Source organism: Vibrio sp. CCUG 15886, from assembly GCF_028570825.1.
Lineage (GTDB): Bacteria > Pseudomonadota > Gammaproteobacteria > Enterobacterales > Vibrionaceae > Vibrio > Vibrio vulnificus_B.
Window position 1 is genome coordinate 124819 of sequence record NZ_JAQQBT010000008.1, and the last position, 24424, is coordinate 149242.

Annotated in this window: 23 protein-coding genes; 13 read left to right on the forward strand and 10 right to left on the reverse strand. The window is 46.0% G+C overall.

Annotated features, from left to right (window positions below):
* The first annotated feature begins 118 nt into the window (after positions 1 to 118).
* The 4 genes from nagA to asnB all read left to right on the forward strand — a co-directional run bounded on the left by nagA (position 119) and on the right by asnB (position 6035).
* A complete protein-coding gene (gene nagA, locus PQQ36_RS15375) occupies positions 119 to 1255 on the forward strand; it encodes an N-acetylglucosamine-6-phosphate deacetylase (RefSeq protein ID WP_013572231.1) in 1137 nt (378 codons plus the stop codon).
* A 2-nt stretch (positions 1256 to 1257) separates the two neighbouring features.
* Complete coding sequence (nagC, locus tag PQQ36_RS15380) at positions 1258 to 2472, forward strand: DNA-binding transcriptional regulator NagC (protein ID WP_011149784.1); 1215 nt, start codon at positions 1258 to 1260, stop codon at positions 2470 to 2472.
* A gap of 89 nt (positions 2473 to 2561) precedes the next feature.
* Positions 2562 to 4154, forward strand: a complete 1593-nt coding sequence (locus PQQ36_RS15385) for a cation:proton antiporter family protein (RefSeq protein WP_011078297.1) — start codon at positions 2562 to 2564, stop codon at positions 4152 to 4154.
* A 216-nt stretch (positions 4155 to 4370) separates the two neighbouring features.
* Complete coding sequence (gene asnB / locus PQQ36_RS15390) at positions 4371 to 6035, forward strand: asparagine synthase B (RefSeq protein ID WP_011149781.1); 1665 nt, start codon at positions 4371 to 4373, stop codon at positions 6033 to 6035.
* A gap of 82 nt (positions 6036 to 6117) precedes the next feature.
* Here the strand turns inward: asnB and rfaH are convergent, their stop codons facing one another.
* The gene (gene rfaH, locus PQQ36_RS15395) at positions 6118 to 6624 is read right to left on the reverse strand and encodes a transcription/translation regulatory transformer protein RfaH (RefSeq protein ID WP_013572233.1); all 507 of its coding nucleotides are present in this window, start codon (positions 6622 to 6624) and stop codon (positions 6118 to 6120) included.
* 305 nt (positions 6625 to 6929) lie between these two features.
* Here rfaH and PQQ36_RS15400 point away from each other — a divergent pair, with 305 nt between their 5' ends.
* Positions 6930 to 8318, forward strand: coding sequence for a peptide MFS transporter (locus tag PQQ36_RS15400; RefSeq protein ID WP_013572234.1), 1389 nt, complete (start codon positions 6930 to 6932; stop codon positions 8316 to 8318).
* A gap of 77 nt (positions 8319 to 8395) precedes the next feature.
* Here PQQ36_RS15400 and PQQ36_RS15405 read toward each other — a convergent pair whose 3' ends face one another.
* The 4 genes from PQQ36_RS15405 to htpG all read right to left on the reverse strand — a co-directional run bounded on the left by PQQ36_RS15405 (position 8396) and on the right by htpG (position 14562).
* Positions 8396 to 10354, reverse strand: a complete 1959-nt coding sequence (locus tag PQQ36_RS15405; protein WP_013572235.1) for a methyl-accepting chemotaxis protein — start codon at positions 10352 to 10354, stop codon at positions 8396 to 8398.
* 204 nt (positions 10355 to 10558) lie between these two features.
* The gene (hemH, locus tag PQQ36_RS15410) at positions 10559 to 11569 is read right to left on the reverse strand and encodes a ferrochelatase (protein ID WP_044023924.1); all 1011 of its coding nucleotides are present in this window, start codon (positions 11567 to 11569) and stop codon (positions 10559 to 10561) included.
* Positions 11570 to 11707: 138 nt separating this feature from the next.
* Positions 11708 to 12352, reverse strand: coding sequence for an adenylate kinase (gene adk / locus PQQ36_RS15415; protein ID WP_013572237.1), 645 nt, complete (start codon positions 12350 to 12352; stop codon positions 11708 to 11710).
* Between the two features lie 305 nt (positions 12353 to 12657).
* Positions 12658 to 14562 carry a molecular chaperone HtpG gene (htpG, locus tag PQQ36_RS15420; protein WP_013572238.1) on the reverse strand — a complete coding sequence of 635 codons (1905 nt, stop codon included), beginning with the start codon at positions 14560 to 14562 and terminating at the stop codon, positions 12658 to 12660.
* A 232-nt stretch (positions 14563 to 14794) separates the two neighbouring features.
* Here htpG and PQQ36_RS15425 point away from each other — a divergent pair, with 232 nt between their 5' ends.
* The 4 genes from PQQ36_RS15425 to PQQ36_RS15440 are packed head-to-tail and all read left to right on the forward strand — an operon-like array spanning position 14795 to position 17293.
* Positions 14795 to 15667, forward strand: coding sequence for a winged helix-turn-helix domain-containing protein (locus tag PQQ36_RS15425; RefSeq protein WP_013572239.1), 873 nt, complete (start codon positions 14795 to 14797; stop codon positions 15665 to 15667).
* Complete coding sequence (locus PQQ36_RS15430) at positions 15668 to 16198, forward strand: regulatory protein ToxS (protein WP_080557502.1); 531 nt, start codon at positions 15668 to 15670, stop codon at positions 16196 to 16198. It begins immediately after the preceding gene.
* A 51-nt stretch (positions 16199 to 16249) separates the two neighbouring features.
* Positions 16250 to 17005, forward strand: coding sequence for a sulfite exporter TauE/SafE family protein (locus PQQ36_RS15435; protein WP_013572241.1), 756 nt, complete (start codon positions 16250 to 16252; stop codon positions 17003 to 17005).
* A 9-nt stretch (positions 17006 to 17014) separates the two neighbouring features.
* Positions 17015 to 17293, forward strand: coding sequence for a SelT/SelW/SelH family protein (locus PQQ36_RS15440; protein ID WP_011078308.1), 279 nt, complete (start codon positions 17015 to 17017; stop codon positions 17291 to 17293).
* A 35-nt stretch (positions 17294 to 17328) separates the two neighbouring features.
* Here PQQ36_RS15440 and yfcE read toward each other — a convergent pair whose 3' ends face one another.
* The 5 genes from yfcE to PQQ36_RS15465 are packed head-to-tail and all read right to left on the reverse strand — an operon-like array spanning position 17329 to position 20196.
* Complete coding sequence (yfcE, locus tag PQQ36_RS15445) at positions 17329 to 17880, reverse strand: phosphodiesterase (RefSeq protein ID WP_013572242.1); 552 nt, start codon at positions 17878 to 17880, stop codon at positions 17329 to 17331.
* Between the two features lie 46 nt (positions 17881 to 17926).
* Positions 17927 to 18334, reverse strand: coding sequence for a CBS domain-containing protein (locus tag PQQ36_RS15450; RefSeq protein WP_011078310.1), 408 nt, complete (start codon positions 18332 to 18334; stop codon positions 17927 to 17929).
* On the reverse strand, positions 18331 to 18681 hold the full coding sequence (locus PQQ36_RS15455; protein WP_013572243.1) for a P-II family nitrogen regulator: 351 nt from the start codon (positions 18679 to 18681) through the stop codon (positions 18331 to 18333). The genes PQQ36_RS15450 and PQQ36_RS15455 overlap by 4 nt, the downstream gene beginning before the upstream one ends.
* Positions 18671 to 19465, reverse strand: a complete 795-nt coding sequence (locus tag PQQ36_RS15460; RefSeq protein ID WP_011078312.1) for a DUF1538 domain-containing protein — start codon at positions 19463 to 19465, stop codon at positions 18671 to 18673. The genes PQQ36_RS15455 and PQQ36_RS15460 overlap by 11 nt, the downstream gene beginning before the upstream one ends.
* Complete coding sequence (locus PQQ36_RS15465) at positions 19462 to 20196, reverse strand: DUF1538 domain-containing protein (RefSeq protein WP_013572244.1); 735 nt, start codon at positions 20194 to 20196, stop codon at positions 19462 to 19464. Before PQQ36_RS15465 ends, PQQ36_RS15460 begins: the two co-directional genes overlap by 4 nt.
* Before the next feature lie 213 nt (positions 20197 to 20409).
* Between PQQ36_RS15465 and PQQ36_RS15470 the strand changes: the two genes are divergently transcribed.
* The 4 genes from PQQ36_RS15470 to PQQ36_RS15485 all read left to right on the forward strand — a co-directional run bounded on the left by PQQ36_RS15470 (position 20410) and on the right by PQQ36_RS15485 (position 24422).
* On the forward strand, positions 20410 to 21324 hold the full coding sequence (locus PQQ36_RS15470) for a TIGR01777 family oxidoreductase (RefSeq protein WP_172666058.1): 915 nt from the start codon (positions 20410 to 20412) through the stop codon (positions 21322 to 21324).
* A 40-nt stretch (positions 21325 to 21364) separates the two neighbouring features.
* Positions 21365 to 22192, forward strand: a complete 828-nt coding sequence (locus tag PQQ36_RS15475; RefSeq protein ID WP_039553055.1) for an SDR family oxidoreductase — start codon at positions 21365 to 21367, stop codon at positions 22190 to 22192.
* Positions 22193 to 22480: 288 nt separating this feature from the next.
* Positions 22481 to 23335 (forward strand): co-chaperone YbbN, encoded by an 855-nt coding sequence (locus tag PQQ36_RS15480; protein WP_011078316.1) that lies wholly within the window; start codon positions 22481 to 22483, stop codon positions 23333 to 23335.
* A gap of 163 nt (positions 23336 to 23498) precedes the next feature.
* Positions 23499 to 24422 carry an SPFH domain-containing protein gene (locus tag PQQ36_RS15485; RefSeq protein WP_013572248.1) on the forward strand — a complete coding sequence of 308 codons (924 nt, stop codon included), beginning with the start codon at positions 23499 to 23501 and terminating at the stop codon, positions 24420 to 24422.
* Positions 24423 to 24424 lie beyond the last annotated feature (2 nt).

The following is a 24424-nucleotide window of genomic DNA, read 5'->3' on the forward strand; positions in this document are numbered from 1 at the left end:
CGCCTTTACGGCCTAATTCAGCGACACAAACTAAGTGTCCAATATATTGGATGAATCGCTGTCTAAGGAACCGTAAATGAAACGAATTTAAATCTCATTTGATAAGGATTAGCTGAATATGTACGCGCTAACTAACTGTAAAATCTATACAGGAAGTGATGTTCTCTCTGAACACGCTCTCATCATCGAAAATGATTTGATCCAATCGATCGTACCAGCAGCGGATCTACCCTCTGGAATTGAAGTCAAAGACCTCGCAGGCGCTAACGTTAGTCCAGGTTTCATCGATCTACAGTTGAATGGCTGCGGCGGTGTGATGCTGAATGACGAAATCACAGCAGAAACGATGCAAATCATGCACAAGGCGAACTTAAAGTCCGGCTGTACCAGCTTTCTGCCAACGCTAATCACTTCATCAGATGAAGACATGCGCTCTGCCATTTCTGCCGCACGTGATTACCATGCCCAATATCAAAACCAATCACTTGGTTTACACCTTGAAGGTCCTTACCTTAATGTGATGAAAAAAGGCATTCACAGCGTGGATTACATTCGTCCTTCTGACACCAGCATGGTGGACTTTATTTGCGAAAACGCGGATGTCGTAGCCAAAGTGACTCTTGCTCCTGAGCTAAACGATCCTGAACACATTGAAAAACTGCGCAACGCGGGCATCGTTGTTTCTATCGGCCACACTAACGCCACTTACGCAGAGGCGCGTAAAGGCTTTGAAGCTGGCATCACCTTCGCCACGCACTTGTTCAATGCCATGACACCGATGGTTGGCCGTGAGCCCGGCGTGGTTGGTGCCATTTACGATACACCTGATGTGTATGCTGGCATCATTGCAGACGGTTTCCACGTTGACTATGCAAACATCAGAATTGCGCACAAGATCAAAGGCGAGAAGCTTGTATTAGTGACCGATGCCACAGCTCCTGCAGGCGCTAACATGGATTACTTTATTTTTGTTGGTAAGAAAGTATATTACCGAGATGGCAAATGTGTTGATGAAAATGGCACATTAGGCGGTTCAGCGTTGACGATGATCGAAGCGGTCCAGAATACGGTTGAACATGTCGGAATCGCTTTAGATGAAGCTCTACGAATGGCGACTCTCTACCCAGCAAAAGCAATTGGTGTAGACGCGCAGCTAGGCCGAATTAAGAAAGGTTACATTGCAAACCTGACGATATTCGATCGAGACTTCAATGTTAAAGCGACGGTTGTTAACGGACAATACGAGCAAAATTAAGAATGAATGGCGGACAGATAGGTAACGTAGACTTAGTAAAACAACTGAACAGCGCAGCTGTCTACAGATTGATTGATCAACAAGGACCTATCTCCCGCATACAAGTGGCAGATGTCAGTCAACTGGCACCTGCCAGTGTCACAAAAATCACTCGCCAACTCCTTGAGCGGGGATTGATCAAAGAGGTTGCACAACAAGCCTCCACAGGCGGTCGACGTGCAATCTCATTAACAACAGAGGTCAAACCCTTCCACTCTGTTGCTGTGCGTCTTGGTCGCGACTACGTGCAATTTTGCCTCTACGATTTAGGTGGCACGGCACTAGCACAAGATCAGCACGATTTTCGTTACACCAATCAATCCGATCTGCAGCAAGGTCTTACTGCTTTGCTGAAAGACTTTATTAGCCGTAGCCAAGATAAAATTGATCAACTTATCGCTATCGGCATTACGCTCCCAGGTCTCGTTAACCCGACAACCGGTGTAGTTGAGTACATGCCTAACACGGATATCGATAAACTCGCTTTAGGCGAAATCATTCGTGAAAAATTTGGCATTGAATGCTTCGTTGGCAACGACGTGCGTGGCATGGCATTAGCTGAACACTATTTTGGAGCCAGTCAGGACTGCCAAGACTCGATTCTCGTCAGTGTTCACCGCGGTACCGGTGCTGGTATCATCGTTAACGGACAAGTTTTCCTTGGCTTCAACCGCAACGTTGGTGAGATTGGCCATATTCAAATCGACCCTCTTGGTGAACAATGCCAATGTGGTAACTTCGGCTGCCTTGAGACCGTTGCAGCAAACCCAGCAATTATTCAGCGTGTGAAAAAACTGATCGCGCAAGGTTATGAGTCATCACTAGCAAAACTGGACCACATTACCATTCAGGACGTCTGTAACCACGCTCTAGAAGGCGATGAACTGGCGCAACAAAGCTTAGTTCGAGTGGGCAATCAGTTAGGCAAAGCGATTGCGATCACCATTAACTTGTTTAACCCACAAAAAATTGTCATCGCTGGTGATATTACTGCCGCGAAAGACATTGTTTTCCCTGCGATTCAACGTAATGTCGAAAACCAATCACTAAAAACCTTCCATAATCAACTGCCTATTGTCGCATCGCAGATCGATAAACAACCAACGATGGGCGCGTTTGCCATGATTAAACGCGCTATGCTTAATGGCGTTTTGTTACAAAAGTTGTTGGGTGAATAAAGCACCTGTCAATCAACCAGTTACATAGGTTACAATTGGGCTGTGTTTACACAGCCCTTTTTACATCTGAAGGAAGTCACGCGCGCACCATGGAAATAATTTTGATAACCACCGCTTTTGTGGCGGGCTTTTTAGCACTAAAGTGCAACTTACCCCCACTTGTCGGTTTTCTGCTTGCGGGTTTTGCACTGCATGCTTTTGGTTTTGAAAGTAACCTGACGATCACCACACTCGCCGATCTTGGGGTAACACTACTGCTCTTTACCATTGGTTTAAAACTGGAAATCAAAACCTTACTCTCTAAAGAGATATGGGCAGGTGCGACCGCTCATAACCTTCTGTCGACATTGCTGTTTACCGCGGCGTTTATTGGACTAAAATTTCTCGGAATTTCTTCTCTGGCAGAGATGGAAACTGGCCATCTAGTCTTGCTTGCCTTCGCACTCTCCTTCTCCAGTACCGTTTTTGCCGTGAAATCATTACAAGAAAAAGGCGAAATGAACGCCACTTACGGCACGTTGGCGATTGGTATTTTGATCATGCAAGATATCTTCGCCGTGGTATTCCTCACCGCCTCAACTGGGAAATTGCCCCATTGGTACGCTATTGCTCTGTTCGCCTTGCCCTTGTTACGCCCTCTTTTCTACAAGATTCTTGACTGGGTTGGCCACGGGGAAATGCTGGTACTGTTCGGTATTTTCTTCGCACTTGTCGCGGGAGCAGGGTTGTTTGAACTTGTTGGTATGAAACCAGACCTTGGTGCACTCGTGCTGGGTATGTTATTAGCTGGTCACCGCAAGTCATCGGAACTCGCCAAATCCCTATTTAACATGAAGGAGCTTTTCCTCGTCTGCTTCTTCCTCAATATCGGTTTATCGGCCTCGCTCAGTTTAACTGGCGTCTCTTTGGCACTGCTCATTCTGCTCTTACTGCCACTGAAAGGTCTTCTTTACTTCCTAACCATCAATCACTTTAAGTTTCGTGTGCGCACGTCCTTGCTCGCGTCATTGACCCTTTTTAACTACAGTGAGTTTGGCCTCATTGTTGGTGGCTTAGCTTATAAAATGGGATGGATGCCGAGTGATATTTTGGTTGCCCTTGCGGTTGCGGTCTCGCTTTCTTTTATTCTTGCGGCGCCATTGAGCAAAATGGGCCACCAAATCTATCAACATTCAGGAAAGTGGCTACAAGAAACCGCCGCAGAAAAGCTCAATCAGCGTGATCAGTTGATCAACCCAGGCAACGCGCAAGTCTTGATCCTTGGCATGGGCCGTATCGGAACGGGGGCTTATGATGAACTTCGCGCTCGTTACGGCAAAATCAGCTTAGGCGTAGAAGTGAGAGAAGAAGCCGCGCAACATCATCGAGAAGAAGGTAGAAACGTTATTGCAGGAGATGCCACTGACCCTGACTTTTGGGAGCGCATTCTTGATACAGCGAATGTGAAGCTGGTTTTACTAGCCATGCCTCATCACCAAGGTAATCAAACCGCGCTTGAGCAGCTCAAACGTCGCAACTACCAAGGACAAATTGCCGCGATTGCCGAATACACTGACCAATTAGAGATGCTCACTAACAGTGGTGTACACGCTGCCTTTAATATTTATAACGAAGCGGGAAGTGGCTTTGCGCGCCATGTGTGCGAACAACTTCAACCTCAGTTTGCTCCCCCCTCAAACTAAGCACTATCCCCATTAAAGGCTCACAAAATTGGGCCTTTTTGCTTTCTTTTTCACCAAAACCTTACTTGCATTTACCAATTGAGGGTTTATATTAAATAATTTTTAATCATTAGCTCCTTTGTTTACTTTTTTTATCGAAGAGTGTTGCTTTTTTTGTTCAGACTGGCAAATTGAAGCCATACCGTTTAGAAATGATTTAATTAAAAAGGATGTTGTATGTGTTCAGTATTTGGCATTTTAGACATTAAAAGCGACGCAGCGGCGCTTCGCCCTATCGCTTTAGAGATGTCGAAAAAACTTCGTCACCGTGGCCCAGACTGGTCCGGGATCTACGCATCAGATCGAGCAATTCTTGCTCATGAGCGTCTTGCGATCGTAGGTCTTAACAGCGGCGCACAGCCTCTTTACAGCCCAGATAAAAAACTCATCCTTGCCGTTAACGGTGAAATCTACAACCACAAAGAAATTCGTGCTCGTTACGAAGGCAAATATGATTTCCAAACAGATTCTGATTGTGAAGTTATTCTCGCTCTCTACCAAGAAATGGGTGCCGATCTCCTAGAAGAATTAAACGGTATCTTCGCTTTTGTTCTTTACGATGAAGAGAAAGATCAGTACCTAGTTGGACGTGACCACATTGGTATCATCCCGCTTTACCAAGGTTATGATGAGCACGGCAACTACTATGTCGCTTCAGAAATGAAAGCGTTGGTTCCCGTTTGCAAAACCATCAGTGAATTTCCTCCAGGTAGCTACTACAGCTCAACCGATGCAGGTCCTCAACGTTACTACATTCGCGACTGGAATGAATACGCAGCGGTACAGGGCAACACCAGCAGCAAAGAGGAACTAACAGCAGCGCTTGAAGCGGCGGTGAAACGTCAGTTGATGACAGATGTGCCTTACGGTGTATTACTGTCGGGTGGACTTGATTCTTCTATTACCTCTGCGGTTGCTAAACGTTATGCCGCAATGCGTATTGAAGACGACGAACAAACTGAAGCCTGGTGGCCACAGCTTCACTCATTTGCTATTGGTCTTGACGGCGCTCCTGATCTGAAAGCAGCCCGTGAAGTGGCGGCGAAAATTGGCACAGTGCACCATGAAATGACGTACACCATTCAAGAAGGCTTGGACGCAATTCGTGATGTGATTTACCACATCGAAACATACGATGTCACGACCATCCGCGCGTCAACACCAATGTACTTGATGGGACGTAAGATCAAAGCCATGGGCATCAAGATGGTACTTTCTGGTGAAGGGGCTGACGAGATTTTTGGTGGCTACCTCTACTTCCACAAAGCACCTAACGCACAAGAGTTCCACGAAGAGACAGTACGTAAACTGCTTGCGCTCAACATGTTTGACTGTGCTCGCGCAAACAAATCGCTGGCGGCTTGGGGGGTTGAAGGCCGAGTGCCATTCTTGGATAAAGAGTTTATCGATGTTGCAATGCGCTTGAACCCTGCGGACAAAATGTGTGGCAACGGCAAAATGGAGAAACACATTCTTCGTGAGTGCTTTGAGCACTACCTACCAGACTCTATTGCTTGGCGTCAAAAAGAGCAGTTCTCTGATGGCGTGGGTTATGGCTGGATCGACACACTCAAAGCAGTGGCAGAAGAGAAAGTAACCGATCAACAGATGGAAGCCGCAAAATTCCGCTTCCCATACAACACGCCAACAACAAAAGAAGGCTATGTATACCGCGAAATTTTCGAAGAGTTGTTCCCACTGCCATCGGCTGCAGAATGTGTCCCTGGCGGTCCATCAGTGGCTTGTTCGTCCGCTAAAGCGATTGAATGGGACGAATCCTTTAAAAACTGTATTGACCCATCAGGTCGAGCAGTGAAAGCGGTACATAACGAAGCGTATTAATCCATACGTCGTTCACGATAACAACAACGAAAGAAGGCACCCACAAGGTGCCTTCTTTACTAAGGTTTGTTGACCGCTCACTTCATCCTTTCAGTTCTAGGTCGCTATTTTCAATGCTCACTGGCACGGTCTGGGAAATCATTTTAACCAGCATGATTGAACGTGTTTCGCCATCTTGCTCTTGGAAAATGGCCTCGATACCCGCGAACTGCCCGCTTTTCACTTTGATCGAATCACCCGGTTTCGGCAAATTACTCCCCTGCAACGCACTTTGATGCCCCTCTTGTTCAAGAAGCTTGAGTTCATAAATCAAATCCCCTTGAAGCTCTTTGGGCTGCGCGCCAAACTTCACAAAATCCACCACACCTCTGGTTGAACGAACAGTGGTAAACGTCGGGCCTATTTCAAAATCGAAGCGAACAAAAATGTAGGAAGGAAATAAGGGCTCACTCTTTGTTTGCCGTTTCCCACGCAGAATTTTTTCAACTTCTATGGTGGGATAGAAACACTCAACACCTTGGTTTTCTAAATGTTGCTTCGCTCGGATCTGCTCTCCGCGCTTACAATACAGCAAATACCATTTTTTCATTTATCACTAGCCATCTATTTTTTGTTTATCCTAGCATTTCGCCAGACTATAGGAAATCGCGTGAGTTGCAATCATACAAACCAATACACTTTGTTTGCTAAACGTTAATTCGCAGAACCAAAAATGGAATATTAGTTTCTAACACGTAGAAAGCACCCAAGCAAAACATTGGAAAACCTTTTATAACAAAAGGTTAAATACAAACCGAACAATCCACTGCCATTTAAAAATGTTTGAGTATTTAAACAACGAGGAGTATACGTATTCGCCTATAAAAAATTTCATAACTAGAATTAGTCAAACTTATGCCAAACCAACATCAATATTTTGGTCATCCTCGTGGCCTTTTCCTTTTGTTCGGTACTGAACTTTGGGAACGTTTTTCCTATTACGCAATGCGTGCAATTTTAGTCTTATACCTCACCGACACCACCATCAATGGCGGTTTGGGCTGGTCTACCAAAGATGCCCTCGACCTCTATGGCACCTACACAGGTTTGGTGTACATTACCCCCCTTATTGGTGGCTACCTTGCTGACAACTACTTAGGTCAGCGTCGTTCGATCCTGATTGGTGGCGCTCTAATGGCCATTGGTCAATTTACTCTTGCCCTGCCTGCGGATGCGCTTGGTTTAGGTTCACTTCACACCTTCTATCTAGGCCTTGCTTTATTGATTGCGGGTAACGGTCTGTTTAAACCAAATATCTCAACCATGGTGGGAGATTTATACCAAGAAGGTGATAACCGCCGAGATGGTGCGTTCACGATTTTCTACATGGGTATCAACCTCGGTGCGTTGATCGCGGGTGTCGTGTCAGGTTCTGTGACCACGGAATTCGGCTGGAAAGCAGGGTTTGTTGCTGCCGGTATCGGCATGCTTATTAGCTTAGTGATGCAAATGGCCCTCGCACAATCATGGCTAGGAGATATTGGCCGTGAGCCAGCAGCAAAGCGCGATCTCGCTATTAAGAAGTCAGCCCAAAAACAAGCCTTAACCAAAGAAGAAGTGGATCGCATTAAAGTGATCCTCGTGATGAGCTTGTTCACCATCGTATTCTGGGCTGGTTTCGAACAAGCGGGCGGCCTAATGAACATCTACACCCAACAGTATACTGACCGCATGATCGGCAGTTTTGAGATTCCTGCGGCATGGTTTCAATCATTGAACCCATTTTTCATCATCACTCTTGCGCCAGTACTTGCTGTATTGTGGGTAAAACTGGGTAAACGTGAGCCGAATTCACCCGTTAAATTTGCTTTAGCGATGTTTTTCCTCGCACTTGGTTTCTTATGTATGGTTGGTGCCGTTGTTGAACAAAGCGGTGATACATCGGTAAAAACATCCATGCTATGGCTTGTTGGTGCCTTTTTCTTCCATACTCTGGGTGAACTATGTCTATCGCCAATTGGCTTATCTCTTGTCACCAAATTGGCGCCTTTGCGTCTCGCATCTTTGATGATGGGCGCTTGGTTCGGTTGTAATGCAATCGCAAACTACGTGGCGGGATACGTTGGCTCTCACGTAGGCGAGTTAGGTGCATTCGCCATCTTTAGCGGTATCGCCGTCACCGCAACCGTATCGGGTGTGATTCTGCTGCTGTTCTCAAACCAGCTTGTTCATTGGATGCACGGAGCAGAAAGTGGAAGTTCAACCGCAGAACAAATTGAAGAACAACAAGCCTTAGTTTCTTAATTTGTGTCTAAAGTGCAAAAGCATAAAAGCGCGCCGACAATTGGCGCGCTTTTTTATGTTGAATGGACTGGGGTCGTTTACACTTTGAACTGTTTCAGTAGCTGGTTTACTTGTTCACCTAATCGCTTCATCGCCTGAGCGGATTCTGTGGTTTCAGACGATTGTACGAGTGTCTTCTCCGAGATATCGGACATATTGTTCACATTGACACTGACCTCATCCGACGCAATTGCCTGCTGATTCGCCGCTGTGGATATTTGCCCGATGGAATCGTTGATCTGGGTGATAAAGCCTGTGATTGAGGTCAACGCTGATTCTGCCGAGTGCACCTGCTCTGCAGTTTGCTCAGCACTTTGACGGCTCTGGTGCATCGCCTTGTTAGCCAACTCGGCTCGCTGTTGCAAACTACCGATGATGGTTTGGATTTCTTCGGTCGACTCTTGAGTGCGCGATGCTAGAGAACGGACTTCATCAGCAACAACAGCAAATCCTCTTCCCTGCTCCCCTGCCCTTGCCGCTTCAATCGCCGCATTCAGCGCGAGCAAGTTGGTTTGTTCAGCAATACTGCGAATAACATCCAGCACCGTGCCAATTTGCTCACTGTCTGCTCGAAGTTGTTCGACTGTATCGCCAGCACTGGCAATTTGCTCATTAAGTTTCTGCATCGACTGTGTAGCTTCCATCACCACTTTTGAACCTTGCGTCGCAGAATCGGCCGTCGATTGAGAAAGATCCGCCGCCTGTTGAGCACTGGCACTCACCTCTTGTGCACTGGCTGACATTTCCGTCATCGCTGACGCAGCAACCTGTGCCTGAGATTGCTGCTCTCGCACCTCACTTTGTGTGTCTCGCGCTTTTAATGCCAAAATCTCGGCCGCTTGCAACATCTGTTCGGCCGCTTCGCTCATTTGACGAATGGTGTGCTGAAGTTTGCCAGCGAAGGTGTTGTAATGCCCGGCTAACACATCAAGTTCATCATTACCACTGGTGGGCACGCGTATGGTAAGGTCTCCTTCTCCCTGAGCAATATCTTGTAGCACATTGGTCGTTCTTTGTACTTTAACAATTAACGAGCGCGTGATGACAAAGGAGAACAACAAACCAATGACAATAGCAATCGCCGCGATACCATAAAGAAAGGTGATCGACTGTTCTGCATTCTCATTAGCTTGTTCTGCCGCCTGCTCCATTGAGCTAGCTATCGACTCACGAAGCGATGCGATTCGTTGCGCGACTTGCGGCCCGATCGTATCCAGCGTTTTTATCCCTTCGTTGCGAGCAAAAATCATACTGGTTACTGCATTGGCCGCTTTTTCATACTGCGTAAACAGCGATTCTGCTTCGTTGGTCAATTGGCGACGTTGCGCATTTTCCAACGTTGCAAGTAAGCTGCCAATCTCACTGTGTACCGCTTTAAATTCCTGATTAAATCGTTCTACTTGTGCCTGCTGGTTTTCAACCAAGAACTTGGCGACATAAAGTCGCGCGAGCAAAAGCGATCTGAGTGCTCGTCCGGCATGATAGGCGGCAACAACATCACCATCGGTTTTCGCGCTTTCCATGACGCTGGTGAGTCTTTTCTCTATTTGCGGACCGTCGACATTGAGCACACCATTAACCTGCTCATTTCGCATATTCATATTGTTCACCACCACTTGAGTAAACGTGGTGAGATACTGTGCCTTTAAGCCATCAATCTCTTTCAGAATCTGTACACGTTGAGGATTTTGTATTTCGTTGTAGGCGCGATCCATAAACTGCGTCCAGCGAGACGCATTCTCTTGGAAACGAGAAACAAATTGTTGGTCCCCAGTTTTAATAAAGTTTTTGACCGTTAATCTTAGTCCATAAACGCTATCGGTCATTTCTGCTGCCAGTTCGGTGTCCGGCGCAAGATCGAAGGCGATCCTGTTCATATCTTTCGTCAGTGAATTCAGCAAGTTGGCACTGACCAGCACTATCACCAATAAAATTAGAATAAGAATCAGCGGTGAAAAATAGAGCTTCTTGCTAATTGAAATATTATCGAGTCCCATTGTTGACTCCCTTTTGGTTAATAACCACAAATGGCACTCTTAAAAATTAGCAGAGAAGCGAAAAAAGTCACAAAAGCCAGCAAAAATAATAACAATAAAGTCAGAAGCTTTACGCTATTTGGCTTGGAGAAACACCGATAGTCGGCATAAAAAACGCCGTGAGATTAACGGCGTTGAGGATAAGAATCTTGCAATGAGAACGCATTACCGCTCTGTAACGAGCCTTGCCATCATTTCAATGTGACTTGGGGCGTCGTTTAAACAAGGAATAAAACGATACTGCTCACCACCCGCATGCAGAAAGCTTTCTTGGCCTTGCTCTGAGATTTCTTCTAACGTCTCTAAACAATCAACCGAAAACGCAGGGGTTATCACATCGAGAGACTTGATGCCCTTCGCGGGCAACGACTCCAACGTTTTATCCGTATAGGGTTGCAGCCACTCTTCTCGACCAAAGCGAGATTGATAGGTGGTGCCAATTTGGGATTTGTCCAACCCTAATTCGAGACGCAGTAACTCGGTTGTCATTTCGCAATGCAGAGGATAGATATCGCCATTATCGGCGTAGCGTTGTGGAATACCGTGATAGGAACAAAGAAGGTAATCCCCTTTGCCTTGCGCCTGCCATGATTGACGTACCGATTCAGCCAATGCTTTGATATACAAAGGGTGATCATGATAGTCACGAATAAACTGAATACTGGGTACGACAGCAACCTTACGCAACGCGTGCGCCAGTGCATCGTACGCCGCTCCCGTTGTGGTGCCTGAATACTGGGGGTACAGAGGTAAAACGCAAATCTCATCCACACCTTGAGCTTGAAGCTTGTTCACGCCATCAAGTACGCTGGGTGTGCCATAGGTCATACCAATTTCCACAGGGCAATTGAGTTTTGCCTGCAACTCAACTTGCTGTCGCTTGCTGTACACCATTAACGGTGAGCCTTCTTTCATCCAAACGGTTTGATAAAGCTTGGCAACCTTAGGCGAACGAATAGGTAAAATGATGCCATGTAAAATAGGGCACCATAGCCAACGCGTCATATCCACTACACGCTGATCATGCAAAAACTGGCTTAAAAATCGTTTTACGGCTGGGGCCGTTGCTTCTTCGGGAGTTCCGAGATTGACTAAAAGCACTCCGCGTTTTTTTGTGTTGTTCATACTTTCTCTACGATAGTGGCTGAAGGTGGTTTTACGAAAAGGTGACGACATCGATCAGTTGTGCAACGTCATTTGAGTCATTGCGAATAATGACAAAACTAAACTGCTGATGGTTATAATAAAAAAGCGACCTTAAGGTCGCTTCACTATAACAAAATTCTGAAAACGGTTGATAATAGGTATTACCTATTATGCTAATGCCTTCTCGATATCAGCACTCACTTCTGCAACTTGCTTAGTACCATCAAATTTTAGGTACTTCGTGTTGCCTTCTGCCGCTTCTTTACCGTAGTACTCGATAAGTGGTGCTGTTTGTGAGTGGTAAACACCTAGACGAGCGCGTACGGTTTCTTCTTTGTCGTCGTCACGAACAACAAGATCTTCACCTGTTACGTCGTCTTTACCTTCCACTTTAGGTGGGTTGTAAACAACATGGTAAGTACGACCTGAAGGCAGGTGCGCACGACGGCCAGCCATACGCTCAACGATCACATCGTCAGCAACGTCAAACTCGATAACGTAATCAACTGCCACACCCATCTCTTTAAGACCGTCAGCTTGTGGGATCGTACGTGGGAAACCATCCAATAGGAAACCTTTCGCACAATCTTCTTGAGCAATACGCTCTTTGATTAGACCAAGAATGATTTCATCAGAAACTAGCTGACCAGCGTCGATAACAGCTTTTGCTTGTTTACCAAGCTCAGTACCTGCTTTGATAGCAGCACGTAGCATGTCACCAGTAGAGATTTGTGGAATACCATACTTCTCCATGATGAATTGAGCCTGTGTGCCTTTACCTGCACCTGGAGCACCTAGAAGAATGATGCGCATGTTGAATCCTCTTTCGATTATGATGATTTATACCGAAGCTCACTGCCTACTGGGCTATGCCCCACGGTAAGTTTCGGTATAAGTGTTCTTCAAATTGACAATAAAACAGGCGTGCACATTACACGCCCGATGATTTTGTTTCAAGTCGGCATTCTAACACACTATTTCTCGTTCTAGAGTCAGTTAAGACTAAAGAATGTTCAAGCTCTCACAAATCGCTTTGGAAACCATCATTTTTTTGCATGTTGAATGCCGATACATACAAAAAGCCCGCAAATGCGAGCTTTTTGGTGATTTTAGTCTTATTAGCCCTTAGTCAAAAGCGAGTTAATGGCCGTTAAGAACTGGCTAGGATCTTCCATTGAGCCACGCTCTGCAAGCATTGCTTGACCCAGCAATACCTCTACCCAGCGGCCAAACGCTTCTTCATCCGTCTCATCCGCCATTTGCTTAACAAGCGTATGATTTGGGTTGATCTCAAAAATGTACTTCACTTCAGGAACAGCCTGCCCCGCAGCCGCCAGTAGCTTCGCCATCTGTGTGCCCATTTCGAAATCATCGGTCACCACCACCGCTGGGGTATTCGCTAGCTTAAAGGTGGTACGCACCTCTTTCACACGATCACCCAAGTAGCTCTTGGTGCGCTCAACCACGGACTGGAACTCTTGTTCCGTTTCTTTCTGCTTCTCTTTCTCTTGCTCATCTTCAAATTGGCTAAGATCAAGGCCCGCTTTCGTGATTGACTGGAACTGCTTACCATCAAACTCTGTTAGGTAGTTCATCAACCATTCGTCAATACGGTCAAACATTAAGATAACTTCAAGACCTTTGGCTTTAAACTGCTCTAAGTGAGGGCTGTTTTTCGCTGCTGCATAGCTGTCTGCTGTAAGGTAGTAGATCTTGTCTTGGCCTTCTTTCATGCGCTCAACATAAGACTCAAGAGAAACGGTCTGCTCTGCAGAGTCCACTTCTGTTGAGGCAAAGCGTAACAACGCCGCCACTTTCTCGCGGTTGGCGTAATCTTCAGCGGGGCCTTCCTTCATCACCAAACCAAATTCTTTCCAAAAGGTTTGGTATTTTTCTGTGTCATTTTTCGCCAAGCGCTCGAGCATGGTTAAAACACGTTTAGTGCACGCACCGCGTAGCGATTGAGTCACCTTGTTGTCTTGCAAGATCTCGCGAGAGACGTTGAGCGGCAGATCGTTGGAGTCAATCAAACCGCGGACAAAACGCAAGTAAGATGGCATAAATTGCTCAGCATCATCCATGATGAAAACGCGCTGAACATAGAGTTTAAGACCAGATTTATGGTCACGGTTCATCATATCCCAAGGCGCTTTCGATGGAATATAAAGGAGGCTGGTATAGTCGTTTTTGCCTTCTACTCGGTTGTGACTCCAAAGTAATGGGTCAGCAAAATCGTGAGAGACATGCTTGTAAAACTCTTGATACTCTTCGTCTGAGATATCGGATTTATTGCGCGTCCAAAGTGCTTGGGCTTTATTGATTTGCTCCCACTTCACTTCTTCTGTTTCTTTGCCTTCTTCATCGCGAACACGGGTTTGAATAGAAACAGGAATGCCAATGTGATCGGAATACTTACCAATCACATCACGTAAACGCCATTCGTTGAGGAACTCTTTGCCGTCTTCACGCATGTGCAGAATAATATCGGTACCACGTGATTCTTTGGTAATGTCTTCAACGGTGTACTCACCTTCACCTGCAGAATGCCAAAGTACCGCTTGGTCTGCATTCAGGCCCGCCGCTCGCGTACGTACCGTCACTGCGTCGGCCACAATGAAGGCCGAATAGAAACCAACACCAAACTGACCAATCAACTGAGAATCTTTTGATTGCTCTTGAGATAGTTTAGAGAAAAACTCCGCCGTACCAGATTTGGCAATGGTGCCCAGATGCGAAATCACCTCTTCGCGGCTCATACCAATCCCGTTATCGGAAATCGTCAGCGTGTTATGTTCTTCGTTAAAAGAAAGCTTCACGCCCAATTCTGCATCATTTTCATAAAGTGCAGGATTGGACAACGCTTGGAAACGCAGTTTATCGGCTGCGTCAGACGCGTTGGAGATCAACTCGCGTAGGAAGATTTCTTTATTGGAATACAGTGAGTGGATCATCAGATGGAGAAGTTGTTTTACCTCTGACTGAAAGCCACGAGTTTCTTTATTATTTGCTACGGTCTCGTTCATTTTCACTCCAAAGTTCTCTAATTGGGTGGGAAATCAATCGCTTGTTACGTAACATATGGCTGACAAATGTAAATTCAAGGTCAATTGTGGTAAAAACGCTGTTTTTTTAGATAAATTTAATTATCCTATTGAGCTAAATACATCTAAAGAAGCATAAGAGATGTTGGTCTAAGCGCATATTGCGCGAATAAGCACCAAAAAACGCTGAATCATCGATATAAAGAAGAACCTCATGAGTAATATCGGCACTAAGTTTGTAATCGCACAGCGATTTATTTTCGATCCTAACAGCAACACATTACTTGATCAGGCAGTCAACAATGAAGTGACTCGATTAGGTAGCAATGAAAGTCGAATTTTACTTCTGTTATCAGAAAAACCTAACGAGGTGTTAACTCGTAACGAACTGCATGAGTTTGTTTGGCGTGAACAAGGTTTCGAAGTCGATGATTCCAGTCTAACTCAAGCGATTTCTACCTTACGCAAAATGCTCAAAGATTCCACAAAATCCCCTGAGTTTGTGAAAACGGTGCCAAAACGTGGTTATCAGTTGATCTGTTCGGTTGAGCGCATTAACCCGCTCCTGTCAGATTCAACCAACAACGTGAATGACGCAGCTTCTGAAGCCTTAGATCAAGAAGAATTAGAAAACGAAATCAGTACTGACGCGGTTCAAACATCCTCGTCAGAAATTGGTAGAGATGTCGCGCATAATGCTGGCACGTCAACAAAGATGGCCGCGTCACAAAAAAATTGGCTAATTAAAGGGCTATTCTTGTTAGCCGCACTGCTGCCACTTTGCGTTGTCTTGCTCACCAATCCGTCGGAGTCTAAGTTCCGTTTACTGGAAAATGTCAATGGTGTGGAAGCGCTCACTCCACTGAATCATCCACCATTACAAGCTTGGATGCCTTCTATTAGGCAGTGTGTTAATAAGTATGCAGAAACGCATACTGGCGATTCTGCTCCAGTAAAAGTGATCGCGACAGGTGGTCAGGGTAATCAGTTGATCCTCAATTACATCCACACACTTCCACATTCAAACGAGAACGTGACGCTGAGAATTTTCTCAGAGCAAAACGATCTTGGCTCTATCTGTAAATAAATGAGGTGCACAATGAAACTTCGAATTGCTTCTGTTGTTTTGGCTGCATCGGCTGTGTTTAGTGGGTGGCTTTATTGGGGTAGCGACCTCAAAGTTGAGCAGGTTTTGACTTCCAAAGAGTGGCAGTCCTATATGGTGACAGTCATCACGGATGATCTGCAAAATGAAGGTTCCGTCGGACCACTGCGCAAAGTCACCTTAACGTCGAACGTTAAGTATCTGCCCAATAGCAATTACGTGCGCGTTTCGGTGTTGAAGCTCTACTCAAATGAGTCTTCTCAAGAGGTGGTGATCAACATTTCTGAATCAGGCACTTGGGACGTCAGCGACAATTATCTGCTGGTGACGGCAAAAGAGTTTAAAGACATCTCTTCTTCGCAATCAAAAGATTTCAGTGATGCCCAACTCAAACTCATCACGAAAGTGTTCAAAATGGATGCACAACAAAGCCGTCGCATCGACATCGTCAATGACCAAACACTATTGCTGACCAGCCTGAACCACGGCTCATCAGTACTGTTTTCTAACTGATGCTCGTTTAGTCATCAAATAAGGGAGCGGGATGCTCCCTTTGGTGTATATATGGATTGGATTTCAACACTGTTTCTCTTCTTCGGCTCTCTAATTGCCAACACACTCGCCTCTCTTGCTGGCGGAGGTGCAGGGTTGCTGCAATTTCCCCTGCTCATTTTTCTTGGCTTGCCTTTTGGTGTGGCACTGGCAACTCACAAACTGGCCAGTGTGGCTCTCGGTCTTGGTGCCGCATACACGCATTTAAAATCGGGAAAAATCAAACTTACCACCGCTTTCTATCTTATTCTGACTGGCAGTATTGGCGTGATTATTGGGGCAAATATCGTTTTGATGATCCCAAGTGACATCGCGGAATTTATGCTCGGGATAATGATATTACTGCTTGGCGTTTACTCACGATTCAAAAAACAACTCGGCCAAGAAGAAAAACCTCGAAACAGGGATCTTTCTGGCTGGTTGCTGGGTGGTGTTGGGCTACTATTGATCGGTATCATTAACGGTTCTCTCACTGCGGGCTCTGGCTTATTAGTGACCTTGTTTTTGGTCCGTTGGTTTGGTTACGATTACAAGCAAGCCGTTGCTCTTACGCTAATATGCGTCGGTTTCTTTTGGAACGGTATTGGTGGTATTGCAGTAGTGCAAGCTGGCGCACCTGTTCATTGGCCTTGGCTACCCATTCTTCTCGCAAGCTCTTTTTTGGGTGGCGCACTTGGCGCATGGATGACGAATCGCTACAGTAATCGAACGGTAAAAATTGCCTTTGAATTGCTGACTTTTGCCGTTGGGCTCAAATTGTTATTTTAAGGATTGACGATGCTCAAAGCGAAAATTGAGATCTATTACTGCCGCCAGTGTAACTGGATGCTTCGCTCGACTTGGTTGAGCCAAGAGTTATTGCATACATTCAGTGAGGAGATTGCCTCTATTACCCTCTATCCCGATACTGGTGGGCGTTTTGAGATCCACTGCAACGATGAGCTGATTTGGGAGAGAAAGCGAGATGGTGGTTTTCCTGAAGCAAAAGAGCTCAAACAAAGAGTCCGCGATATCATCGCCCCCGAAAGGGATCTTGGTCACGTTGACAAAAAATAAGGCAGTGGTGACTGCCTTATTTGACGTGCTGGATTTTAGCCACCAATTTGGCAGGAGTGTAACAGCTCACCTTGTAATGAAATGACGGACAAGGTGCCATTTTCAAAGAGGCCATAGCTAGCCGGTTGATTTTCCCGAGGAAAAGTCACAGAACCCGGATTAAAAACGACGATCTCCCCTTGCGGCTCCGCTAGCGCTACATGGCTATGCCCATGCGCCAAAATATCCCCGGCTTTCAACGCAGGTTGTTGTTTGGCATTGTACAGATGACCATGAGTGAGAAAGAGTCGAGCGCCTGATTCAAGCAATACCCAACTGTAATCCATCATCATTGGAAAAGAGAGCAACATCTGATCCACTTCACTATCGCAATTGCCTCTGACCGCGATAATTTGGTTGGCGTACTGATTTAATTTCTCAGCCACTTGAGGTGGATTATAAGACGAAGGAACAGGGTTCCTTGGTCCATGATTGAGTATGTCCCCCAGTAAAATGAGGTGATCCGCTCCTGATTGTTCAAATAACGCCAATGTTTGCTCTGTCGCCTCTAGGCTGCCATGCAAATCCGAAGCAAAAAATAATTTCACAAGCACTTCCCCCTAAAAATACTAGGGTATTCTAACGCTGCAAAGACTACTCGTCATCCCGAGCCATGGCATTGATCACAATATTGTTGTAGCTGACCATACCAATCACTTCACCATTCTCAATCACTGGTGCTCGGCTAATGCCAAAACGCTCAAACAAACGTGCGCAGTATTTTACGTTCATATCCGGCGAAACACACAACGCAGGCTTGGTCATGATTTCATAAATATTGGTGCGATTGGGCGAGCGATTTTTTGCCAGAACTTTTTTGGCGATATCGTTCATCAAAACGATACCGAATTCATCATCCTCGTGACGCTTATTCACCACCAGCGCTTTCACCTGATGTGCGCGTGCCAGTGTGATCCCTTGGTGCACCGTCGTAAGGCCATCCACCACGACAAAGGTGTTGGCCATTACGTCTCTCACTCGAATTTTATCATGGCTATTCATATTTCATCCTCAACCACTTTGGTCAACTTGGCGACTTGATGCGCCACACCTACGGCATCTTCTATGTCGATTTGAATGGCGATTCCTTGCCCAGATTCGGTATCAAACTCCCCTACTTCACTGATGGTTTCCAATATATGTCGCGATAAGTGCTCCTCAACCACGAACAGTACGACATCTTTCTGCACTTCCAGCGTGAGGCCAAAAAAAGTGCGTTTTTGATTCAAACCTTGACCGCGCGCGTTGTTAATCACGGTCGCTCCAGTAGCCCCCGCTTCTCGCGCAGCATCCAACACCACATCCGTTTTACTGTCTTCCACGAATGCTAGAATCAATTTAAATCGCATCATCATCCTCCTGTGACGAATAGCGGCGATTGAACCACTGCGTTATTTGCGCGTAGCCCATCACAGATATCATCGGAAAAAGGCTGGCAAAAGCAATTAAGCCAAACCCATCAATTAATGGGCTTCTGCCAGGTACGGTTGAAGCAAGCCCCAGCCCTAGTGCGGCAACCAACGGCACTGTCACGGTGGATGTCGTCACGCCACCGGAATCATAAGCTAGGGGAATAATCATTCTTGGGGCAAAGTAGGTTTGAATGACCACAATGATATAGCCAGCAATGATGTAATAATGAATCGGATCACCGACGACAATTCGGTAGCTGCCAAGGGCGATTCCCACGGCCACCCCAATGGCAACAGCCACGCGCAGCCCCGTTACGCCGATACTGCCGCCTGAAACTTGGTTAGCTTTGATGGCGACAGCAATAAGAGAAGGCTCTGCAATGGTAGTGCTAAAGCCGATAAAAAACGCAAACAGATACACCCAGTAGTAATCCACCCATTGCAACTGCTGACCTAAACTGATTCGCACGGCTTGCAGAAACGCGGGCTCCGTCAGTTGTATCGCCATCGTCTCACCCAATGGAAAAAGAGCGAGATCCAAGCCAATCAAAAATAAAGCTAAACCAATGATCACGTAACCAAAGCCAAGCAACACTTTCAATGGATTGGTAATTGGCTTGCGTAAAATGGCAAATTGAAAGCCAAAAATGATCACCGCTATGGGGACAACATCCAATACGGTGGTGGTTAAAGTGTCGGTAAAGCGTTCGAACTCAATCATGCCACCACCATACCGTAGATCATGACGAACATCATGGGCAATAAGGAGGCAAACGCAATTAAGCCAAAACCATCAATCATCGGGTTTCGCCCCTTAATGGATGAAGCGAGCCCCACCCCCAACGCCGTCACAAGGGGAACCGTGATGGTTGACGTCGTGACGCCTCCCGAATCGTATGCGATGCCGATAATGGTTTCCGGAGCAAACCCCGTCAGCACTACCACGCCAATGTAGCCACCAATAATCAAATAGTGAATTGGCCAACCTTTTAAGATGCGCAGTACGCCAAGTACTATCGCAGCCCCAACTGACAACGCTACGGTTAAACGCAAGCCGTTGGCATACTCATCCATAGAGTCTTCTGTATGGGCGATCATGCCGCCTTCCGCCGCCACTTCTGCCGCTTCATTGGCGACCGCGGTCAAGGCGGGCTCTGCGATCGTCGTACCAAAACCAAGACAAAACGCAAAAACCATCAACCAAAACACACTGCCTTTTCTCGCAAAAGCTTGCGCCATCGATTCGCCAATGGGAAAGAGCCCCATTTCTAACCCAAAGATAAAAAAGGTCAAACCGAGGATCACAAGAACAAGACCAAAGCCGATGGACAAAATATTGGGTAATGGCTCTTTGAGTACAACGATTTGAAAGAAAACAATCACCACAACAATGGGCAACAAATCTCTCGCACTTGCCGCAAACGCTTTAAGTAACGCTATGATTGCATTCATCCGCTGTCCTTAGTGTGATTGTCCTTGTTGTAATCATTGCAGAGTTTTTTTCGTTGCGATGTGATTCGTGTGAAAAGCACAGTAATAATTGGTTACATTTTGACAGGAATGTGACCTTACTCAGAAACAAGGGCAAGATGAACCATTGAACTATCATAGGGTTGGCTGCGTACTTATCTGTGCCATATACTAAATGCAGGTATGGAGGCGTGCATGAAAATACTATTGACTGGTGGAACAGGTTTTATCGGTTCGGAACTGCTGAAAACTTTGTCTTCTCATCAGATCCTACTGCTCACTCGTAACATCGAAGCGGCAAAGAATAATCTGAGTTTTGCAGACTTAGGCAACATTCAATATCTTGATGACCTCTCTTCTCTGCAAGATTTGAACGATATCGATGCCGTGATTAATTTGGCAGGCGAACCTATCGCCGACAAACGCTGGAGTGCAGCGCAGAAAAAAGCCATCTGCGACAGTCGATGGCAAATGACCGAAGCTTTGGTCGAGCTGATTCATGCCAGTGCTAAACCCCCAGCCGTTTTTATCAGCGGATCTGCGGTAGGTTACTATGGCGATCAACAAGCACATCCATTTGATGAGTGTTTGCACGTTCACAGCGCCGGATTTACTCATACGGTTTGCGCTCATTGGGAGCAAATTGCGAAGCGGGCGCAATCAGACCTGACGCGTGTTTGCTTATTGCGCACTGGCGTGGTTCTGGCTCCTCACGGGGGTGCACTCAAAAGAATGTTAATGCCCTACCAATTTGGCTTAGGCGGCCCTATTGGCAGTGGCAAGCAATACCTACCTTGGATACACCTGCAAGATATGGTGAGAGCGATTGTTTTTCTTCTCGAAACACCTCACGCTCAAGGTGAATACAACGTCTGTGCACCGCATCCGGTAAGCAATAAAGAGTTTAGCCGCGCCTTGGCCAAATCCCTTCATCGTCCTCATGTTCTCTGGACGCCCAAATGGGTGATGAAACTCATGATGGGAGAATCGTCTTGCCTGCTATTTGATAGCATTCGTGCCAAGCCAAAACGCTTGACCGAACTTGGCTTTACGTTCCACTTTTCTCGAATTGAACCCGCTTTAAATCACTTATTGAAAGCCAAACACTGACTCTCAAGCATTTAACATCGAATTTATTTAAGGACTAATCATGACCAAATGGGTCTTAATCACAGGCTGCTCGAGTGGTATTGGGTACGTCTGTGCGCACGCACTGCAAAAAAGCGGCTTTGAAGTCATTGCTTCTTGTCGACATCTCCGTGATGTTGAGCGCTTGCAAAGCGAAGGACTCACGTGCATTCAACTCGATTTAGCCGATAGCAACAGTATTTCTCTTGCCGTTCAACAAGCCCTAGAGATCAGCGACGGGCAACTCTATGGGCTTTTTAACAATGGTGCCTATGGACAACCCGGTGCACTGGAGGATCTCCCCACCGACGCATTGAGAGCCCAGTTTGAAAGCAATTTTTTTGGTTGGCATCAATTGGTACGTGAAATATTACCGATCATGAGAAAGAACAAGCAGGGGCGCATTGTGCAAAATAGCTCCGTGTTAGGATTTGCTGCGATGAAATATCGCGGTGCCTATAACGCCTCTAAATTCGCGATTGAAGGTTGGAGCGACACCCTTAGGCTTGAGCTCGATGGCACGAATATTCACATTGCCATCCTCGAACCGGGTCCGATCGAAACCCGTTTTCGTTACAACGCGCTGCAAGCCTTTTTGCAATGGATTGATATTGAAAACAGCCCTCACAGAGAGAGCTATCTGGCGCAAAAAGATCGCCTAGAGAATACCAACTCGAAGAGCAGTTTCGTCTTACCTGCCGAGTCTTGTATTGAGCCAGTGTTGCACGCGCTAACCAGTCAGAAACCGAAAATACGTTACCGAGTGACCACACCAACTAAGCTGTTTGCTGTATTCAAACGGATTCTACCAACGCGCTGGCTGGATGAAATATTAAAAAGAGCGGCGTAATTTATTGCTGATAATGTAATCAATTCGTCACAAATGGATGATAATTTACTCATCACCACAAAATCTCGGTCATTTTCACTGCTAACAAAACGAGCACCTAGTTCATGTCATTAAATCAATTAAACTGGCTAAGTGTGGGTGTGGTGCTGACAATATTTATACTTATTTAGGCACTTTCGCTTGCCACTCGACAAAACGCTGCACTATGCAGCGTTTTTTGTGCTTGAAAAACCAGGCTCTCTACCCAATATCTTGTTGAGATAAGACTGTCTTGATAAGGATCCCAAAATGCAATCTCCATACATTGTTGATATCAATGAGCAAAATTTTCGTGAAATCATCGAACGCTCAACACAAACACCAATAGTGGTACATTTTTGGGCAAATGCTTATCCTGAGAGCACCGAACATCTCCCTGCTCTCCGCCAACTCGCCCAGCAATATCAAGGCGCGTTTGTCTTAGCGCTACTCGATTGTGAACAACAAGGCCCCATCGCCGCACAGTTTGGCGTACAAGTGTTGCCAACCACTGCATTGTTCATCAATGGGCAAGCAGTCGATGGTTTAGGTGGTCCTCATCCGTTGGAAAAAATTCAGGCCATGCTTGACAAACACTTACCATCACAAGATGAGTTGCTGTTGAAAGAGATCAACGAGTTTATCCAGCAATCTCGCCATACTGAGGCGTTGGAGAAAATCGCGTTGTTGTCTGAGGCCATCGCACAACGAGGTGATGTCAAGTTGGCTCACGCCAATTGCTTATTAGAGCTTCATCAACTCGACTTAGCAGAGCAACTACTGTCAAGCATCCCCTTAGAATATCAGGACAATTACTATAAAGGCTTGATCGCGAAACTCGACCTACAAAAACAGGCCTCCAACAGCCCGGAGATCCAAAAACTGGAGCAGCAACACCAAGCGAATCCAGAAGATCACACTATCACCTGTGAGCTAGCGATCCAGTATCAGCAAGTCGGTAGAGAAGAGGAAGCGCTGGCGCTACTCTGGTCACAATTGAAAGTTAATTTAAGCATTGGCGATGGTGAAGTACGTAAAACCTTCATGGATATTCTTTCCGCATTAGGACAAGGAAATGCTGTAGCCAGTCGCTACCGTCGACAACTCTACTCTATCCTTTACTAAATTAGCTTCAACTTACTATCAAATCAATTACTTAAGGCTGGTTTAATCCGGCCTTTATTCTGTCAGAAACTGGCGTCAATTCGCATTTATTACATTGTTTTACTTATCATTCTGCGCAAAAATAAACCAATTGCATATCTTATTTATTCAGAAGGATGGAATTATGCCAATTGACTCGTTAGTCACTATCGCGGTACTCGTTTTTGTTGCGATTACCTTTATTGCCTCAGCAGTAAAAACCGTACCACAAGGACACAACTGGACGGTGGAACGCTTTGGTCGCTACACTCAAACACTCAAACCAGGCCTTAACCTGATCGTCCCTTTCATCGATCGTATCGGCCACAAAATCAATATGATGGAACAGGTTCTCGATATCCCTGCTCAAGAAGTTATTTCTAAGGATAACGCTAACGTGGTGATCGATGCTGTCTGTTTTGTCCAGGTCATTGATGCAGCCAAAGCCGCTTATGAAGTCAGTGAGCTACAACATGCCATCCGCAACCTCACCCTCACCAATATGCGTACGGTATTAGGTTCTATGGAGCTGGATGAAATGTTAAGCCAGCGCGATATGATCAACACCAAACTGCTGTCAATTGTTGACCAAGCCACCAACCCTTGGGGCGTTAAAGTCACACGTATCGAAATTAAAGACGTTCAGCCACCAGCGGATCTCACGGCGGCAATGAACGCGCAAATGAAAGCCGAGCGTAACAAACGTGCCGAAGTTCTCGAAGCCGAAGGGATTCGCCAAGCACAGATTCTACGCGCAGAAGGTCAAAAGCAATCTGAAATCCTCAAAGCAGAAGGGGAAAAACAAGCTGCCATTTTGCAAGCAGAAGCTCGTGAACGTGCGGCTGAAGCAGAAGCAAAAGCGACAGCAATGGTTTCTGACGCAATCGCCAAAGGTGACATGCAAGCGGTAAATTACTTCATTGCGCAAGGCTATACTGAAGCATTGAAGACCATTGGCCAAGCCGAAAATGGGAAAATCATCATGCTCCCACTTGAGGCTTCAGGTCTAATGGGTTCAATTGCTGGTATTGCTGAGATGTTCAAGCAAAGCGGCGATTCACAAAAATAAGG

Bases quoted from the DNA above. Each gene is read 5' to 3' on its own strand.
- nagA (WP_013572231.1), top strand. From the start codon at position 119: ATGTACGCGCTAACTAACTGTAAAATCTATACAGGAAGTGATGTTCTC.
- nagC (WP_011149784.1), top strand. From the start codon at position 1,258: ATGAATGGCGGACAGATAGGTAACGTAGACTTAGTAAAACAACTGAAC.
- PQQ36_RS15385 (WP_011078297.1), top strand. From the start codon at position 2,562: ATGGAAATAATTTTGATAACCACCGCTTTTGTGGCGGGCTTTTTAGCA.
- asnB (WP_011149781.1), top strand. From the start codon at position 4,371: ATGTGTTCAGTATTTGGCATTTTAGACATTAAAAGCGACGCAGCGGCG.
- rfaH (WP_013572233.1), bottom strand. From the start codon at position 6,624: ATGAAAAAATGGTATTTGCTGTATTGTAAGCGCGGAGAGCAGATCCGA.
- PQQ36_RS15400 (WP_013572234.1), top strand. From the start codon at position 6,930: ATGCCAAACCAACATCAATATTTTGGTCATCCTCGTGGCCTTTTCCTT.
- PQQ36_RS15405 (WP_013572235.1), bottom strand. From the start codon at position 10,354: ATGGGACTCGATAATATTTCAATTAGCAAGAAGCTCTATTTTTCACCG.
- hemH (WP_044023924.1), bottom strand. From the start codon at position 11,569: ATGTCGTCACCTTTTCGTAAAACCACCTTCAGCCACTATCGTAGAGAA.
- adk (WP_013572237.1), bottom strand. From the start codon at position 12,352: ATGCGCATCATTCTTCTAGGTGCTCCAGGTGCAGGTAAAGGCACACAG.
- htpG (WP_013572238.1), bottom strand. From the start codon at position 14,562: ATGAACGAGACCGTAGCAAATAATAAAGAAACTCGTGGCTTTCAGTCA.
- PQQ36_RS15425 (WP_013572239.1), top strand. From the start codon at position 14,795: ATGAGTAATATCGGCACTAAGTTTGTAATCGCACAGCGATTTATTTTC.
- PQQ36_RS15430 (WP_080557502.1), top strand. From the start codon at position 15,668: ATGAGGTGCACAATGAAACTTCGAATTGCTTCTGTTGTTTTGGCTGCA.
- PQQ36_RS15435 (WP_013572241.1), top strand. From the start codon at position 16,250: ATGGATTGGATTTCAACACTGTTTCTCTTCTTCGGCTCTCTAATTGCC.
- PQQ36_RS15440 (WP_011078308.1), top strand. From the start codon at position 17,015: ATGCTCAAAGCGAAAATTGAGATCTATTACTGCCGCCAGTGTAACTGG.
- PQQ36_RS15450 (WP_011078310.1), bottom strand. From the start codon at position 18,334: ATGAATAGCCATGATAAAATTCGAGTGAGAGACGTAATGGCCAACACC.
- PQQ36_RS15455 (WP_013572243.1), bottom strand. From the start codon at position 18,681: ATGCGATTTAAATTGATTCTAGCATTCGTGGAAGACAGTAAAACGGAT.
- PQQ36_RS15460 (WP_011078312.1), bottom strand. From the start codon at position 19,465: ATGATTGAGTTCGAACGCTTTACCGACACTTTAACCACCACCGTATTG.
- PQQ36_RS15465 (WP_013572244.1), bottom strand. From the start codon at position 20,196: ATGAATGCAATCATAGCGTTACTTAAAGCGTTTGCGGCAAGTGCGAGA.
- PQQ36_RS15470 (WP_172666058.1), top strand. From the start codon at position 20,410: ATGAAAATACTATTGACTGGTGGAACAGGTTTTATCGGTTCGGAACTG.
- PQQ36_RS15475 (WP_039553055.1), top strand. From the start codon at position 21,365: ATGACCAAATGGGTCTTAATCACAGGCTGCTCGAGTGGTATTGGGTAC.
- PQQ36_RS15480 (WP_011078316.1), top strand. From the start codon at position 22,481: ATGCAATCTCCATACATTGTTGATATCAATGAGCAAAATTTTCGTGAA.
- PQQ36_RS15485 (WP_013572248.1), top strand. From the start codon at position 23,499: ATGCCAATTGACTCGTTAGTCACTATCGCGGTACTCGTTTTTGTTGCG.